General features: G+C 64.8%; 11 protein-coding genes. 6 read left to right on the forward strand and 5 right to left on the reverse strand.

Going from position 1 to position 15,951, the window contains the following annotated elements; all coding sequences use genetic code 11:
• Positions 1–29 precede the first annotated feature (29 nt).
• A complete protein-coding gene (locus tag E4K65_RS28980; RefSeq protein WP_135177029.1) occupies positions 30–1,049 on the forward strand; it encodes a S1C family serine protease in 1,020 nt (339 codons plus the stop codon).
• A 58-nt stretch (positions 1,050–1,107) separates the two neighbouring features.
• Positions 1,108–2,838, forward strand: a complete 1,731-nt coding sequence (locus tag E4K65_RS28985; RefSeq protein WP_135177030.1) for an FAD-dependent oxidoreductase — start codon at positions 1,108–1,110, stop codon at positions 2,836–2,838.
• Positions 2,839–3,099: 261 nt separating this feature from the next.
• Here E4K65_RS28985 and E4K65_RS28990 read toward each other — a convergent pair whose 3' ends face one another.
• Positions 3,100–6,699 carry an indolepyruvate ferredoxin oxidoreductase family protein gene (locus E4K65_RS28990; protein ID WP_283813898.1) on the reverse strand — a complete coding sequence of 1,200 codons (3,600 nt, stop codon included), beginning with the start codon at positions 6,697–6,699 and terminating at the stop codon, positions 3,100–3,102.
• Between the two features lie 43 nt (positions 6,700–6,742).
• Here E4K65_RS28990 and E4K65_RS28995 point away from each other — a divergent pair, with 43 nt between their 5' ends.
• From E4K65_RS28995 to E4K65_RS29005, 3 genes are all read left to right on the forward strand, one after another.
• Positions 6,743–7,696, forward strand: coding sequence for a hypothetical protein (locus E4K65_RS28995; protein WP_135177032.1), 954 nt, complete (start codon positions 6,743–6,745; stop codon positions 7,694–7,696).
• Between the two features lie 321 nt (positions 7,697–8,017).
• The gene (locus tag E4K65_RS29000; protein ID WP_027546369.1) at positions 8,018–8,719 is read left to right on the forward strand and encodes a cysteine hydrolase family protein; all 702 of its coding nucleotides are present in this window, start codon (positions 8,018–8,020) and stop codon (positions 8,717–8,719) included.
• A 10-nt stretch (positions 8,720–8,729) separates the two neighbouring features.
• The gene (locus E4K65_RS29005) at positions 8,730–10,397 is read left to right on the forward strand and encodes a regulator (protein ID WP_135177033.1); all 1,668 of its coding nucleotides are present in this window, start codon (positions 8,730–8,732) and stop codon (positions 10,395–10,397) included.
• A gap of 56 nt (positions 10,398–10,453) precedes the next feature.
• Here E4K65_RS29005 and E4K65_RS29010 read toward each other — a convergent pair whose 3' ends face one another.
• On the reverse strand, positions 10,454–12,385 hold the full coding sequence (locus E4K65_RS29010) for a S9 family peptidase (protein ID WP_135177034.1): 1,932 nt from the start codon (positions 12,383–12,385) through the stop codon (positions 10,454–10,456).
• A gap of 187 nt (positions 12,386–12,572) precedes the next feature.
• Between E4K65_RS29010 and E4K65_RS29015 the strand changes: the two genes are divergently transcribed.
• Positions 12,573–12,806, forward strand: coding sequence for a YadA-like family protein (locus E4K65_RS29015; protein ID WP_235885764.1), 234 nt, complete (start codon positions 12,573–12,575; stop codon positions 12,804–12,806).
• Here E4K65_RS29015 and E4K65_RS29020 read toward each other — a convergent pair whose 3' ends face one another.
• From E4K65_RS29020 to E4K65_RS29030, 3 genes are read right to left on the reverse strand one after another with little or no spacing between them, the layout of a single operon-like run.
• On the reverse strand, positions 12,807–13,631 hold the full coding sequence (locus tag E4K65_RS29020) for a carbohydrate ABC transporter permease (protein WP_167771243.1): 825 nt from the start codon (positions 13,629–13,631) through the stop codon (positions 12,807–12,809).
• Positions 13,628–14,566 carry a carbohydrate ABC transporter permease gene (locus E4K65_RS29025; protein ID WP_135177036.1) on the reverse strand — a complete coding sequence of 313 codons (939 nt, stop codon included), beginning with the start codon at positions 14,564–14,566 and terminating at the stop codon, positions 13,628–13,630. Before E4K65_RS29025 ends, E4K65_RS29020 begins: the two co-directional genes overlap by 4 nt.
• Positions 14,563–15,888: an ABC transporter substrate-binding protein gene (locus tag E4K65_RS29030; protein WP_135177037.1), complete on the reverse strand. Its 1,326-nt coding sequence runs from the start codon at positions 15,886–15,888 to the stop codon at positions 14,563–14,565. The genes E4K65_RS29025 and E4K65_RS29030 overlap by 4 nt, the downstream gene beginning before the upstream one ends.
• Between the last annotated feature and the right edge of the window lie 63 nt (positions 15,889–15,951).

A 15,951-nucleotide genomic window follows, 5' to 3' on the forward strand; every position in this document is an offset into this window, starting at 1 on the left:
CATCTGTGTGAGCCTCAAGGACTCTTGCCATGCTGGATTTCACTTCAGATATCGTCGATGACGCCTCGTCATCGCGAACGGCAGCGGCTGCGCCGGTCGATGACCGGCCGCTGCTGGACGCCTATTCCAATGCCGTGATCGACGTCACCGACCGCGTCGGCCCTGCCGTCGTGCGCGTCGAGACCGGGCCCAAGGTGCCGAACGGCCGCGAGCGCGGCGGGCTCGGCTCGGGCATCGTGATCTCGCCGGATGGGCTCGTCCTCACCAACAGCCACGTGGTCGGCGCCTCCAAAGAGATCCGGCTGCGGGATGTGGAAGGCCATGTCGGCGACGCCCGCGTGCTCGGCGTCGATCCCGACACCGATCTTGCGCTGCTGCGCGCCAACGGCGTCCGCGACTTGCCCTATGCCGCGCTCGGCAACTCCAAGACCCTGCGCCGCGGCCAACTCGTGATCGCGATCGGCAATCCGCTCGGATTCGAATCGACCGTGACCGCCGGCGTGGTCTCGGCGCTGGGACGCTCGATCCGTTCGGTCAGCGGCCGCACCATCGAGGACGTCATCCAGACCGATGCCGCGCTCAATCCCGGCAATTCCGGCGGGCCGCTTGTGTCGTCGAATGCCGAGGTGATCGGCATCAACACCGCCATCATCAATGGCGCGCAGGGCATCTGCTTCGCGGTTGCCAGCAACACCGCGCAATTCGTGCTCGCGGAGATCATCCGCCACGGCTATGTCCGGCGCGCCTATATCGGCGTCGCCGGACAGACCGCGCCGGTTCCGCGGCGGCATGCCGTGCTGGCCGGCGTCGAGAACAAGATGGGCGCGCTTCTGATGCAGATCGAGGCGGACGGGCCGGCGGCGAAGGCGGGCCTGTTGCCCGGCGACGTCGTGATCAGGCTCGACGGCGTAGAGATCAACGGCGTCGACGATCTGATCCGCGTGCTCGACCGCGACCGGATCGGCCGGCGGCTCGCCATGGACGTGCTGCGGCTCGGCCGCCTGCGGGCGATCGACATCGACCCGATCGAGCGGAAGCCCGCCCGCTAGCTGAGAGCCCGCGGGCGAGGTATGACGATGTCATGCCTCGCCTCCGGAAACTTGCCGCATGATGCCGGCGCACGAGAATTACGACGTCATTGTCGTCGGCGCCGGTGCCGGCGGCATGACGGCGGCGGCCGTCGCGGCCGCCGAAGGCCTGAGTGTGCTTGTGATCGAGAAGACGGCCTTCGTCGGTGGCACCACGGCGTGGTCCGGCGGCATGGTCTGGATCCCTGCCAACCCGAAGATGAAGCAGGCGGGGCTGTCCGACAGCGTCACTGACGCCGTCCAGTATCTGTCGAGTACGGTCCCCGAGCCCGCCAATGCCGGCTTGCGCGCCGCCTTTCTGGCTCGCGGACCAGAGGCGGTCGCCTGGCTCGAAGCCAACACGGAAGTGCGCCTCCAGCCGGTGAAGGCCTATCCCGACTATTATCCGGAACGGCTGGGCGCGACATCAGGCGGGCGCGTGCTCGAGCCCGTGGCTTTCGATGGCACGCGGCTGGGCCGGGCTTTCGTGCGATTGCGGCCACCGCTGCCGGAGTTCACGCTGTTCGGCGGGATGATGGTCAATCCTCTCGACATTCCGCATCTGCGCCGGATCGGCAGGTCGCTGCGTTCGACCCTGCGCGCGGCGCGGCTGATCTCGGAATACATGTTGCAGCGGCTGCGCAGCCCGCGCGGCACGACGCTGCATCTCGGCAACGCGCTCGCTGCGCGGCTCTACGCCTCGCTGCTGGCGCGGCAGGTCGAGATCCTCTTCAGCGCGGATGTCGAGGATTTGTCGATGCAGGGCGATCGCGTCAGCGGCGTGGTGATCCGTCACGGCTCCCGCGACCGTGCGATCGCGGCGCGCCGCGGGGTGGTGCTGGCGGCCGGCGGCTTTTCGCACGATGCCGCTTTGCGTAAGCGGTTCTTCCCGCCTGCGGCCGGATTTGTCTCGGCGAGCAGTCCATCAGGCACGGGCGACGGGATTCGGCTCGCGGCGACGGCCGGGGCTGCGCTCAATACGGAGGCGACAAGCCCGGCCTATTGGGTGCCGGCCTCGCTGTTCTGCCGCGCTGACGGCAGCCGTGGCGTCTTTCCGCACATGGTGACCGATCGCGCCAAGCCCGGCGTGATCGCCGTCAACGCCGCGGGCCGGCGCTTCGTCAACGAGGCGCTGTCCTACCACGAGTTCGTGCTCGCCATGCTGCGCGACGGCCATGGCGAGCCCGATCGGCCGTTCTACCTGATCTGCGATCGTCAGTTTTTGTGGCGCTATGGCCTCGGCCGCATCAAGCCGTTTACCCTCAACGTTCGGCGCTATGTGGCGAGCGGTGAGTTGATCGAGGCTCCCGAGATCGCGCAGCTTGCGGCCAAGATCGGCATCAAGCCATCCGTGCTCGCCGCGACGGTCGCGAGCTACAACACCGGAGCAAAGGAGGGGCGCGATCCCGAATTCGGCCGGGGGAGCACGATCTATCAACGTCACCTCGGCGATGCCGCTCACAAGCCCAACCCCTGCGTCGCGCCGATCCTTCGAGCGCCGTTCTTCGCGCTAAGGATCTATCCGGCCGATCTCGGCACGGCGATCGGCTTGAAGGTCGATGCCCAGGCCCGCGTGCTGCGGGGCGACGGCACGCCGATTGCGGGGCTCTATGCGTGCGGCAACGACATGGGCTCGATCATGAATGGCAACTATCCGAGCGCAGGGATCGCGCTCGGGCCGGCGCTGACGTTCGGGTATATCGCGGGGCGGCATCTGGCGGAGGGTGGGGTGACGGCGCTGGCACCAAGCGTCGCCACGACCTCGGTCTAGCCGTCTCCACCGCTGTCATGCCCCGCGAAGGCGGGGCATCCAGTATTCCAGAGACAGCGAGGTTCATAACAACTGTCACGGCGTACTGGATCGCCCGGTCAAGCCGGACGATGACGCCGCGTGTGTGGCGCGCGCGTCCCATATTCTCCGTCATTGCGAGCGCAGCGAAGCAATCCAGGCTGCCTCCGCGGAGGGACTCTGGATTGCTTCGTCGCAAGGGCTCCTCGCAATGACGAGGACAGGCTTTCGCCTTCCTGACCTCTACTCCGCCGCGGCGGCAAACCGGCTATTCTCCAGCTCCGCTTCCAGCCGCGCTGTCTCGACCATCGCCTGCTTGATATTGCCTTCCTTGACGTGGCCGAAGCCGCGGATCGTCTCGGGCACGCGCGCGAGCCGTGCCAGCAGCGGAATCTGCGCCGCGTTCAGCCCGGTGATCCGCTGGTCGATCATCGCCAGATAATCCTCGATCAGCTTCCGCTCGGTCCTGCGCTCCTCGGTGCGGCCGAACGGATCGAACGCGCCACCGCGCAGGAACTTGAGCCTGGCCAGCACGCGGAAGACGTGGATCATCCAGCCGCCGAATTCCTTCTTCTGGAGATGCCCGGTCGTCTTGTCGCGCTGCGCGAAGATCGGCGGGGCGAGGTAGAACTTCAGCGTGAAGTCCCCGTCGAACTTCTCCGACACCTTCTTGGCAAAGCTGCCGTCGGTATAGAGCCGCGCAACCTCGTACTCGTCCTTGTAGGACATCAGCTTGAACAGGTTCTTGGCCACGGCCTCGGTCAGCTCCGTGGACGCGGGCGAGGCCGCGCTCTCCGCCTTGCGCACCCTGGCGACGGCTGCGAGGTAGCGGTCGGCATACGCCTTGTCCTGATAGCCGGTCAGGAATTCCGCGCGGGTCGCGATGATATCGTCGAGCGACTTGGGTGGGGCGGAGGTCCGGCTCTTGAACTGGAGCACGCTGCGCACTCGGGACATGTCGTGGGCGGCCAGGCGCCCCCAGGTGAAGGCGAGCTTGTTCATCTCGATCGCGGCGCCGTTGATCTCGATGGCGCGGAGCAGCGCCTCGAGCGACAGCGGGATCGCGCCCTTCTGGAAGGCGAAGCCGAGCATGAAGGGATTGGTCGCGATCGAGTCGCCCATCAGGGCTGAGGCGATGCCTGTGGCGTCGATGATGTCGAGGTTCTTGTCGCCGACGGCGTCGCGCAGCACGGTCTGCATCGTGCCCATCTCGAAATCGAGATCGGGGTTTTGCACGAAGCTCGCGGTCGGCTGCAGATCGGCATTGATGTAGGCCTTCGTCACCCCCCGCTCGGCGCGGCTGAGGGCGGAGGGGCCGGCCGAGACGATCATGTCGCAGCCGAGAATGACGTCGGCGCCGCCGGTGGTGATGCGGACCGCCGAAATGTCCTCGGGCTTCGGTGCGATGCGGACATGGCTCATCACCGCGCCGTTCTTCTGCGACAGGCCGGTGAAGTCCAGCGCCGAGCAACCGCGGCCGTCGACATGGGCGGCCATGCCGAGCAGTGCGCCAATGGTGATGACGCCGGTGCCGCCGATGCCGGTGACGAGGATGTTGTACGGCGCCTCGAGCTCGCGGGCAGGAGGCAGCGGCAGGTCGGCGAACAACTGTCCGGAATCGACCGCCGACGTCTTCATCCGCTTCAGCGTGCCGCCATGCACGGTGACAAAGCTCGGGCAAAAGCCCTCGACGCAGGAAAAGTCCTTGTTGCAGTTCGACTGGTCGATCTGACGCTTGCGGCCGAATTCGGTCTCCAGCGGCTGCACCGAGACGCAGTTCGAGGCCTGCGAGCAGTCGCCGCAGCCTTCGCAGACCAGCTCGTTGATGAAGGCGCGCTTGGCGGGGTCGGGATAGAGCCCACGCTTGCGGCGGCGGCGCTTTTCGGCCGCGCAGGTCTGGTCGTAGATAACGACCGTGAGGCCCTTGATGTCGCGCAGCTCGCGCTGCACGGCATCGAGCTCGCGGCGGTGATGGATCGTCGCGCCCTGTGGGAAGTAATTGCCCTCCGGGTACTTGCTCGGATCGTCCGAGACAATCGCGAGACGCTTGACGCCCTCGGCCCAGACCTGGTGCGCGATCTGCGCGACATTGAAGCCGCCTTCGGCCGGCTGGCCGCCGGTCATCGCGACGGCGTCGTTGTAGAGGATCTTGTAGGTGATGTTGATGCCGGCGACTGAAGCGGCACGAAGAGCGAGCAAGCCCGAGTGTGTATAGGTGCCGTCGCCGAGGTTCTGGAAGATGTGCTTCTCGGTGGTGAAGGGCGACTGGCCGATCCAGTTCACGCCCTCGGCGCCCATGTGCGAGATCAGGTCGGTGCGGCGGGTCGGCATGCTCAGGGCCATGCCGTGGCAGCCGATGCCGGCCATGGCGCGGCTGCCTTCCGGCACGCGCGTCGAGGAATTGTGCGGGCAGCCAGAGCAGAAGAACGGCGTGCGCGCGAGCTTGATCGGCGCGCTGGCGGTGACCGGATTGTCGAACGCCTCGAGCCGCGCGAGGCGCTGTTCCAGCACCGGGCTGTGATGACCGAGCTTGCGCAGCCGCGCGACCAGCGCCGACGCCACGATGGTCGGCGTCAGCTCGCCCTCGCTCGGCAGCAGCGGCGCGCCGCGCTCGTCGCGCTTTCCGGTGACGGTCGGGCGCCTGGACGCGTCGATGTTGTAGAGAATGCGCATCAGCTGGTCTTCGATGAAGCCGCGCTTCTCCTCGACCACCAGGACATCCTGAAGCCCCTCGGCGAAGCGCTTGGCTCCGCTTTCCTCCAGCGGCCAGGTCAGCGCGACCTTGTAGATGCGCAGGCCCAGATCCTGCGCGTCCTTGTCGGTAATGCCCAAATCGGCGAGCGCCTGGCGCAGATCGAGATAGGCCTTGCCGGTTGCGACAATGCCGAGTCGCGCGGGCTTTGAGTCGAGCACGATGCGATCGAGCTGGTTGGCGCGGGCAAAGGCCTGCACGGCAGCCATCTTCGGGCCGAACAGGCGTCTCTCGGCGTCCAGCGGCGGATCGGGCCAGCGGATGTTGAGGCCGCCGGGCGGCATCTCGAAATCATCTGGCAGCACGATCTTGATGCGTTCAGGATCGCTGTCGATCGACGCCGAGCTTTCCACGGTCTCGCTGATCGCCTTGAACCCGACCCAGCAGCCGGAGAAGCGCGACAGCGCAAAGCCATAGAGGCCGAGGTCGAGATAATCCTGCAGCGTCGCCGGATTGATCACGGGAATCAGCGCCGCAGCGAACACCTGCTCGCTCTGATGCGCCAGCGTCGAAGACTGGCAGCCATGGTCGTCGCCTGCGAGCGCCAGCACGCCGCCATTGAGCGAGGTGCCGGCCGCATTGGCGTGCTTCAGCGCATCCACCGAGCGGTCGACGCCGGGGCCCTTGCCGTACCAGATGCCGAACACACCATCGACCTTGGCGCCGGGAAACAGGCCGACCTGCTGGCTGCCCCAGACCGCGGTCGCAGCCAAGTCCTCGTTCAGGCCGGGGACGAAGGCGATGTCGTGCTGCTGGAGGTGCGACTTCGCCCGCCACAGCGCGTGGTCGTACATGCCGAGCGGGGAACCGCGATAGCCCGAGATGAAGCCGCCGGTGTTGAGCCCCTGAAGCCGGTCGCGTTCGCGCTGCAACATGGGCAGTCGAACCAGGGCCTGCGTGCCGGACAGGAAGATCCGCTTCGATTCGAGCCGGTATTTATCGTCCAGCTCGACCTGCATCAGCGTCATTTCGGAAGTCCTTGTTGTCCTGGTCGGGCGAGGGATTTTGCGCCGCGGGAGGCTTGCGGCTGTGCGAAGCGGGAGATCGCAGTCAAGAGCATGGGCCGGCGAAGTCAATATCGCTGGCCGCATCCGTGGCGCTCCTGCTAGTCATGGCTTGCTTGCGGAGGACACCATGACGGCAAAAGCATTCGACACCGAGATCACCGAGACGGCCGAGGCCTTGATCGGGCCGTGGCGCCAGCCGCGTCAGATGCTTCACGCGCAAACTTACGATGCGCACGCCTCGATCCATGATGACGCCACCGCGCAAAAGCTCGGCTTCAAGGGCGGCACCATCGAAGGCCCGACGCATTTCAGCCAGTTCGCCCCGCTCGGCGCGCGGCTGTGGGGACAGGGCTGGTTCGAGAGCGGCTGTCTTTCCGCGCATTATCGCAACGCCTGCTTCGAAGGCGAGGAGGTGCAGGCGATCCTGTCGAAACCTCCAGCCGGTGCGAGCCAGTGCCAGATCCAGATGGTCAAGCGCGACGGCACCGAAGTGCTGCGCGGCACGGCCTCGATCGGCGAACCGCACGCGGCAACCGCGCTCGAGACCCGCCTCACCGAGCTGAAGCCGCTCGCCGATCCCGTGATCCTGCGCGAGGTGAAGATCGCGCAGACCAGCAAGCGTCAAGCTGTGCGCATGGCGTTCGACCAGACCATGGGCGACCTCTATCCGTTCTCGCTCCGGCAGAAGCTCGCCGTCATCACCGAGAACTCGCCGTATTATTCCAGTGCCGACAACCCATGGCGCAAGCCGATCATCCCGATGGAGATGCTGAGCGTGCTGTTCCAGTACCGCTCCAAGGACGATCCGTTGCCGGCCAAGGGCCCGGCAGTCGGCCTGTTCGCCGACCAGGAGATCAGGCTGGTGAAGGGGCCGCTCTTCGTCGACGACGCGTATGAGGTGGAGCGCGAAGTGGTCGCGCTGTCCGGCAGCCGCCGCACCGAAAGCGCCTGGGTCAAGACGCGCGTGTTCGACAAGACGGGCACGATGGTGGCCACCATGCTGCTCAACATGGCGACGCTGAAGGATTCCTATGCGCCGTATGAGGACGAGTATCGGCGGCTGTATGGGGCGGGGCGGTAGTCTCAGCTCGTCATTCGGGGCGCGCGAAGCGCGAACCCGGAATCCATTTCACCTCACACATTGCGGCCCGATGGATTCCGGGCTCGACGCTGTCGCGTCGCCCCGGAATGACGACCGGGAGTCCATCGCCGCCCGCTCATCCTTTAAGCAACTGCACGTCGCAAAGCCGTCGCACAGGGAATAAGCAATCATCGATCTCTGATGTAACCTTCTGACGGCACAACGAATTCCTTCGCAGGCTGTGCCCCACCGCTATTGTACACAATGGCACGGCGTTTGCAGAACTCCTGGCAAAGAGAGTTCTCGCGGGGGCCTTGAGTCATGTTGAACTCGACCAAGCCGACATTGGGCGTCATCAGCGCCGAGCCCGAGCCGATCAGGCTCGACTGGCCCGCCACCGCGCTTCTCATCATCGACATGCAGCGCGATTTCATGGAGCCGGGTGGCTTCGGCGAGACGCTCGGCAACGACGTCAGCCAGCTTGCGCGTGCGGTGAAGCCGATCGGCGCGGTGCTGAAGGCGGCGCGCGACACCGGCATGCTGGTGATCCACACCCGCGAGGGTCATCTGCCCGATCTCTCCGATGCGCCGCCGGCGAAGGTCGAACGCGGCGCGCCGTCCTTGCGCATCGGCGATCCGGGCCCGATGGGGCGCATTCTCATTCGCGGCGAGGCCGGTCACGACATCATCCCCGAGCTCTATCCGCTCGACAGCGAAGTCGTGATCGACAAGCCGGGCAAGGGCGCCTTCTACGCCACCGAGCTCACCGACGTGCTGGAGAAATACGGCATCGAGAATCTGCTGGTCTGCGGTGTCACCACCGAAGTGTGCGTCAACACCACCGTGCGCGAGGCCAATGACCGCGGCTATCGCTGCGTCGTCATCTCGGACGGCTGCGCATCCTACTTTCCCGAGTTTCACGAGATGGGCCTGAAGATGATCAAGGCCCAGGGCGGCATCTTCGGCTGGGTCGCGGACTCAGCCGCAGTACTGGAGGCGATGAAGATTTCCACATCAGCTTAGGGGCATCACCATGAGCACAATGACGGGGACGGCCGGCAAATCTGATCTGAACACGTCCGGGTTCAAGCCGGCACTATGGACATCGGGCGACTGGAACGCGTTTTTCGGCTTCGGCACCAACATCCTCGTCAACATGCTGGTGCTCACGGGCCTGTTGCGCTTCGTGCTGAAGATGCCTGACAGCCTCGTGTTCGGCCGCATCCTGCCCGCGCTCGGGCTGATGATGTGCCTGTCGACCTTCTATTACGCCTACCTCGCCTATCGTCTGGCACAGAAGACCGGCCGCAGCGATGTCTGCGCGCTGCCCTCGGGCGTCAGCGTGCCGCACATGTTCATCGTCACCTTCGTGATCATGCTGCCGATCACGATCAAGACCGGCGATCCGCTCAAGGGCTGGTCGGCTGGCCTCGTCTGGGTGTTCTTCCAGAGCTTTATTCTCATGATCGGCGGTTTCATCGCGCCGTTCATCCGCAAGATCACGCCGCGCGCGGCGCTGCTCGGCACGCTCGCCGGCGTCTCCGTCACCTTCATCTCGATGCGTCCCGCGCTCGAGATGTACATGACGCCGCAGATTGGTCTCGTCTGCTTCGCCATCATCCTGGTGAGCTGGTTCGGTGGCGTGAAATATTGGCGCGGCATTCCGGCGGGTCTCGTCGCCATCGCGGCCGGCATGATCATCGCCTGGGGTTCGAACCTGTTCGGTCTCGGCCTCGGCGGATTGAGCATCGCGGGCGTCGGCGCAGCGTTCGCCAATTTCGGCTTCTCAGTGCCGATCCCGGCGGTGGGCTACGTCTTCTCCGGCTTCGAATTCCTCGGCGTCATCCTGGTCACGGCCATTCCATTCGGCATCTATGATCTCGTCGAGGCCATGGACAATGTCGAGAGCGCGGAAGCCGCCGGTGACGAATACCCGACCACGCGCGTGCTCACCGCCGACGGCGTCGTCAGCCTGATCGGCTGCCTGATGGGCAATCCCTTCATCAACGCCGTCTATATCGGTCATCCCGGCTGGAAGGCGATGGGCGGCCGCATCGGCTATTCGGCCGCGACCGGCATCATGGTGGTCGTGCTGGCCTGGTTCGGCATCATCTCGGTGCTGCTTGCGCTGGTGCCTGTTGTCGCGATCTCGCCGATCCTGCTCTACATCGGCATGCTCATCGGCGCGCAGGCGTTCCAGACCACGCCGGTCAAGCATGCGCCCGCGATCGTGCTGGCGCTGACGCCGCATCTGGCCGCCTGGGCCAAGCTCCAGATCGACACGATGCTGGGCTCGACCATGATGGCGGCGACCAGCGTCGGCGGGCTCGCCGCCGACAAGGCCGACGCGGTCAAGGCGGCAGCGATCGCCGCGCTGCCACAGCAGGGCGTGTTCTATCACGGGCTCGAAGTCATGGGCGGCGGCTCCATCCTCGGCGGCCTCATCCTCGGCGCGATCGGTGTCTTCATCATCGAACGCGACTTCGAGAAGGCCTCCGCCTTCGCGCTGGTCGGCGCGGTGCTGACCTATTTCGGCTTCATGCATGGCGAGGCCGTCGGCATCGGCGGCGGCTTCGGCGTCACGCCGGCGGTCGCGTTCGCCTATGCGGTGATGGCCGCCGGCCTGTTCGCGGCCAGCAAGCTTGGCACCACCGAGCACTATGCCGCGCATCCGGAGATGCACGCCGCGCCGGCGGAATAGGTCGTCGCCAGCAATGATCGCGGCCGGGTGGCGCAAGGTCGCCCGGCCGCCAATTTTCAAGCCACGCCCAGGTCGGACAGGATATTGGCCCCCGCGCGAACCTCGTGGCTCGATCCCTCGAAGTCCTCGCCAATGGGCTCGCACGCACCGCCCAGATGCCGTGCAAAAAACGCCTCGGCAATCGCGATGTAGGACAGCTGATTGGCCGGCTTCTGGAAGCCGTGCCCCTCGTCGGGGTAGACGATGTAGGTCACCGGAATGTTCTTGGCCTGCATCGCGGCGACGATGGTGTCGCTTTCCGCGATCTTGCACCGGACGTCGTTGGCGCCATGAAAGATCAGCATGGGCTTCTTGATATTGTCGACCTTGTTGATCGGTGAGCGCTCGGCGAGCAGCTTGCGGCCCTCCTCAGTGCGCGGATCACCGTAGCTGCGATACATGAACTCCGCGAAACCGGCCCAATAGGGTGGCATCGATTCCAGCAGCGTTTGCAGGTTGGAGATGCCGACCACCGGCACCGAACAACAGAACACCTCTGGCGTGAAGGTCGCGGCGACGAATGAGGCCAGTCCGCCGTACGACACGCCGAAGATCGCGACCTTGTCCTTTTGCGCGATGCCTTCGGCAATAGCCCAATCGACCATGTCGATGAGGTCGTCATGCATCTTTCCCGCATGCTCCTTTTCGCTCGCGGCAACGAACGCCTTGCCGAAGCCCGTCGATCCCCGATAGTTGACCGAAAGGACGGCATAGCCGCGATCGGCCAGCCACTGATGATCCCTGCGATAGCCGTAGATGTCGCGCCCCCATGGACCGCCGTGGACGATGAGGACCATCGGCAGCGGACGAGGCGGGCGGTCGGCCTCGATCTCCGCCGGCAGGGTCAGGTAGGAGACGAGGGTAAAGCCGTCGCGCGACTTGCCTTGCACAGCCTGCATTGGTGCCAGGCGATAAGGCTTGAGTTCGGGCCGCGCCGTGAACAGCTCGGTGATGGTCTGCCTGTCGCGGTCGAGAAGGTGATATGTGGCGGGCTGATCCGCTGTGTGGCTCGTCACGATCCACCGGCGATCGTCATCGCTTTGGCTTTCGACATGGAACGCGTGGCCAGGAAGTCTCGCCTTGATCAGATCGAGCTCGCTTGCAACCGCTGGCGTCAAAGCCGTCCATTCCTGCCGGCCGGGGTCGATGCAGACCGCTTCCGGCTCGAAGGTCCGTGCATTGAATATGGCGCCCGTCACGTCGGCGCGGTCGCTTTTGAACAGGACGCGCTCCTCACCGGTTGACCAGTTGATCCGCAGAAGCGCCGATTTGTCGTGCTCCAGGCTCGAGCTCATGTGGAGGTGGTTGCATCCGGCGTCGAACGCCCAGAGCCGTGTGCTCGTGTAGGCTTCGTACGGGACGTCGCGCCAATGCGTGACCTTCTGCTCGTCGATGCGCCAAAAGCGTGTGCCTCCGTCGGGCGCGTTGCTGTGGGCGTGGCGCGGCTTGAGCCGCCAGTCGAGTCCCACGAAATGGAATTCCTGGCGATTCTCCCAAGCCAGTGTGCGCTCGCCGGTTGCGAGGTCGAGCAGGAACGTATCGTGCCATCGCACGTCGCGATCGTTGAGGCTGATCGCGATCTTGTCGGGGACAATGTGCGACCAGTGCGTCGGCAGCGCACGGACATTGGCGAAGGGCGTGAGATCCCGGAGTTCCGAACTGCGGGGATCGACAACGAACAGGTGCAGATTTTCATCCCCGTTCTCATCGTTGAGAAACATGATGTAGCGACCGTCCGGACTCCAACTCTGCCAGTTGATCGGTCTGCCCCTGGTGCGCGTCACGGGCTGGCCTGCCGTAATGCTGTCGACCGGGGATACCCAGATGTTCAGAACGCCGTCGACCGGGGCGAGCCAGGACAGCAATTGTCCATCCGGCGATAATTTGGCGCCGACGTAGGTCGGATTACCAAACAGCTTCCGGCGCGGGATCAGGGGACGAGCTGACATTTGGCGTCTCGCTGGCGTTTCGTACGCAGGATGCGAATTTCGTCACACTGAGTAACGCTACGAACCGTAGCATATGTGCGCGCAAACCGTGCGTCAACTCCAAGTGGAATGTGGGCGAGTCGTCCGGCCGTTTCTTTCCGGACGCAGGCGCCAACGCCGTCGCCAACAACACCACCGCCGGCTTCGCGTGCCGACGCTGCTGCTGCCGGACGAGACCTTCGCCATGACGATGAACTACGGGACCTTCGAGCGAGCCAACGGTCTCGCCTTCAATGCGGCGCTCCGCCTCAATCGGAACATGCAGTTCAACGGCGGCATCGGCTACGGGCCGGACGAGAAGGTCGCTGGCGGACGCGTGGGCCTGCGCGTGGGCTGGCGAGCCCACCAGGATCGCATCTCCACGATTGGAGGCATCGGGTGATCACCCGCCCTTGACGGCGCCCGCGGTGAGCCCGGCCACGATCTGCCGCTGCGCAAACACCGTCAGCAGCAGCACCGGAAGGGTGACGATCAGCGCGGCAGCCGCGAGCGGCCCCCAGCTCAACTGGTCGAACGAGATCATGTTGTAGACGGCGACGGGCAGGGTGCGCGTCTCGCGTCCGGCCAGCACGATGCCGAAGACGAAGTTGTTCCAGGAGAAGATGATGGCGAGGATGAAGGCGACCGCGATCCCCGGCTTGGCGATCGGCAGGGCGACGTGGCGAAACACCTGCCAGCGCGTGGCGCCGTCGATCCGCGCGGCTTCCTCCAGCTCGAGCGGCGTCGTCTCGAAATAGCCGATCATGATCCAGATCACGATCGGCACCGTCACCACGAGATGGATGATGATCTGCGGCACCAGCGTGCCGAGCAATCCGAGCCACTGAAACAGCAGGAACAGCGGGATCAGATAGGACAGGCCGGGCGTGATGCGCGCGATCAGGATCACGATCGCGGATTTATGCGCAGCCATGCGCGCGATCCCGTAGCCGGCGGGGACGCCGACGATCAACGCCAGCGCGGTCGCACTGCCGGTGACGACCAGGCTGTTGACGAAATAGGTCAGGAAGCGGTTGGAGGCGAGCACGTCGGCATAGTTCTTCCAGGCGATACGCTCGGGGAAGAAAACCGGCGGGTAGGCGGCGTTGTCGATCTCGAATTTGAGCGACAGCGACAGCATCCAGAGGAAGAACAGGATTGCCGGCGACACGATGACGAACACCGAAAGCCACAGGCCGATCTTGCCGATGATCTGACGAGGTGTCATGCGCCACTCGCGATTTCTGTCCACACCATGCGCTGGCGGGCATACAGCATCACAGCCGCAAGCAGGATGATCAGCAGGAAGAACACCACCGCGATCGCCGAGCCGTAGCCGAGGTCGTAATAGGTGAAGGCGACGCTGTAGAGGTAGATGTTGATGGTCTCCGACGCCGAGCCGGGTCCTCCTTGCGTGATCGCGAAGATGATGTCGAAACTCTTCACCGCGTCGATCATGCGGATCATGCCGGCGATGAACAGGAACGGCATGATCAGCGGCAGTGTGATGAAGCGGAACACCTGCCAGAGATTGGCGCCGTCGATCTGCGCGCTTTCATAGGGCTCGGTCGGGATTGCGGCGAGGCCGCCGAGCACGATCAGCATCACGAGCGGCGTCCATTGCCAGGTCTCGACCAGCACCAGCGAGGGGATGACGGTCGCGGGATGAAACACCCAGAGCTGCGCGGGTATCCCGACCAGCGACAAGAGGTAGTTCAGCACGCCGAGCTGCGGGTGGAACATCATGGTCCAGACCAGCGCGATGGCGACGGGCGTCGCCATCATCGGCATGATGAAGACGCCGCGCAGGAAGCCGCGGCCGGCGAATTTCTGGTGGAACACCACGGCTGCGAACGTGCCGAGCACCAGCGGCAGCAGCACCGACAGCGCGGTGTAGACCATGGTGTGGCCCACCGCCTCGATGAAGCGCGGATCGCTGGTCAGCCGCAGATAGTTGGAGATCCCGACGAAGGTGGTCGGCGAGCCGACCTTCCACTCGTTCAGGCTCATCCAGATGGTGAAGACCCACGGGAAGATGATGATGGCGAGCACGACGACCAGCGCCGGCACCACGAACGGCCAGTAGGACGGAGGCCGCAACTCTTTCTCCGGCGCGGCATCGGACCGTGCCGCGGCCGGATCAGCTTGTGTCAACGCACTCACGTCTTTTCGCTACGCTCCAGGATCGGCCGGAACTGCTCGTGGGCCTTTTTCAGCTCCGTGGCGGGGTCGGTACCTGTGATGGTCGAGGTCACTGCGGCGCCGACAAGATCGCGGAATTCGGCGACCGGGATGATTACGGGCAGGCCCAGCTTGCTGATCTTGGCGGAATCGATCACCGATTGCAGCCACTCCTTGGGCATCTTCACGCCGCTCTGTACCTCGGCGTCATTCAGGATCGAGTTGCGGAACGGCACGCCGCCGCCGGCCTGCAGAAGCCGCGCGCCTTGCTTCTTCGAGACCACCCACTGGCAGAGCAGATAGGCGGCTTCCTTGTTCTTGCTCGCCGCGGCAATGCCGATGCCGTCACCATAGGTGGCCGAATATTGCCCCTTCGGTCCGGCCGGCACGACGGTGTAGCCGACCTTGCCGACCACGCGCGAGGCGGCAGGATCTTCCAGCGGCGGCGCCCAGCCGACGCCGTCGATCCACATTGCCGATCGTCCTTGCGTGAACGAAGCCATCGACTCCATCCAGTTGAAGCCGACGACGCCGGGGGGAGCGACCTTCGTCAGCAGCGTCTGGTAGATTTTTGTCGCCTCGATTGCTTCCGGACCGTCGGTCAGGATGTTGCCTTTGGCGTCGAGGAATTCGCCGCCGCAATTGAGGAAGAAGTTCGTCCACAACGTCATGTTGGCGTTGCGCAAGCCCCGTCCGACGAAACCGTAGGTCCCTTCCTTGGTATCGGTCAGCTTCTCGGCGGCCGCGATCATCTCGTCGAAGGTTTTCGGGACAGCGACGCCCTTCTTCTGGAACAGCTCCTTGTTATAATAGAGGATGAAATAATCGACCGACCACGGCAGCGACAGCATCTGCCCCTTGTCGTTCTTGGCATATTGCAGGCCGGCGGCCGAGAAATCGCTCTCCACGAGATCCGGCGCGGTCAGCGTCGGATCCTTCATGAAGGGCGTCATGTCGGCGAGCCAGCCCGCCTTCTCGAATTGCCGCTTCTGCACGTGATAGCTGAGATGCACCACGTCGAAGCTCGGCCGGCCCGAGGTGAGCTCGATCACGACCTTCTGGCGCTGCTGCTGCTCGGGGATCTGCTCCGATTCCACCTGGATGCCGGTGAGATCGGTGAACTCCTTGATGTTCTTTTGCAGGTTGTCGCCGCGCGGACCCTTGGCGAGGATCACCTCCAGCTTGGTCCCGGCATATTTCTTCCAGTTGACCTCGGCGCGCGCCGGCAATCCGGTCAGGCTGAGCGCGCCAGCCGCTGCCGTGCCCGTCAAGAGCGTACGGCGCGAGATTCTGTAGTCGACCACTTCAAGTCCTCCCTGTGACTCATCGTCTTTGGGAGGGATACTAGCGACCGTGCCGCGCCTGCC

The sequence above is a fragment of the Bradyrhizobium niftali genome, assembly GCF_004571025.1.
Classification (GTDB): Bacteria; Pseudomonadota; Alphaproteobacteria; order Rhizobiales; family Xanthobacteraceae; genus Bradyrhizobium; species Bradyrhizobium niftali.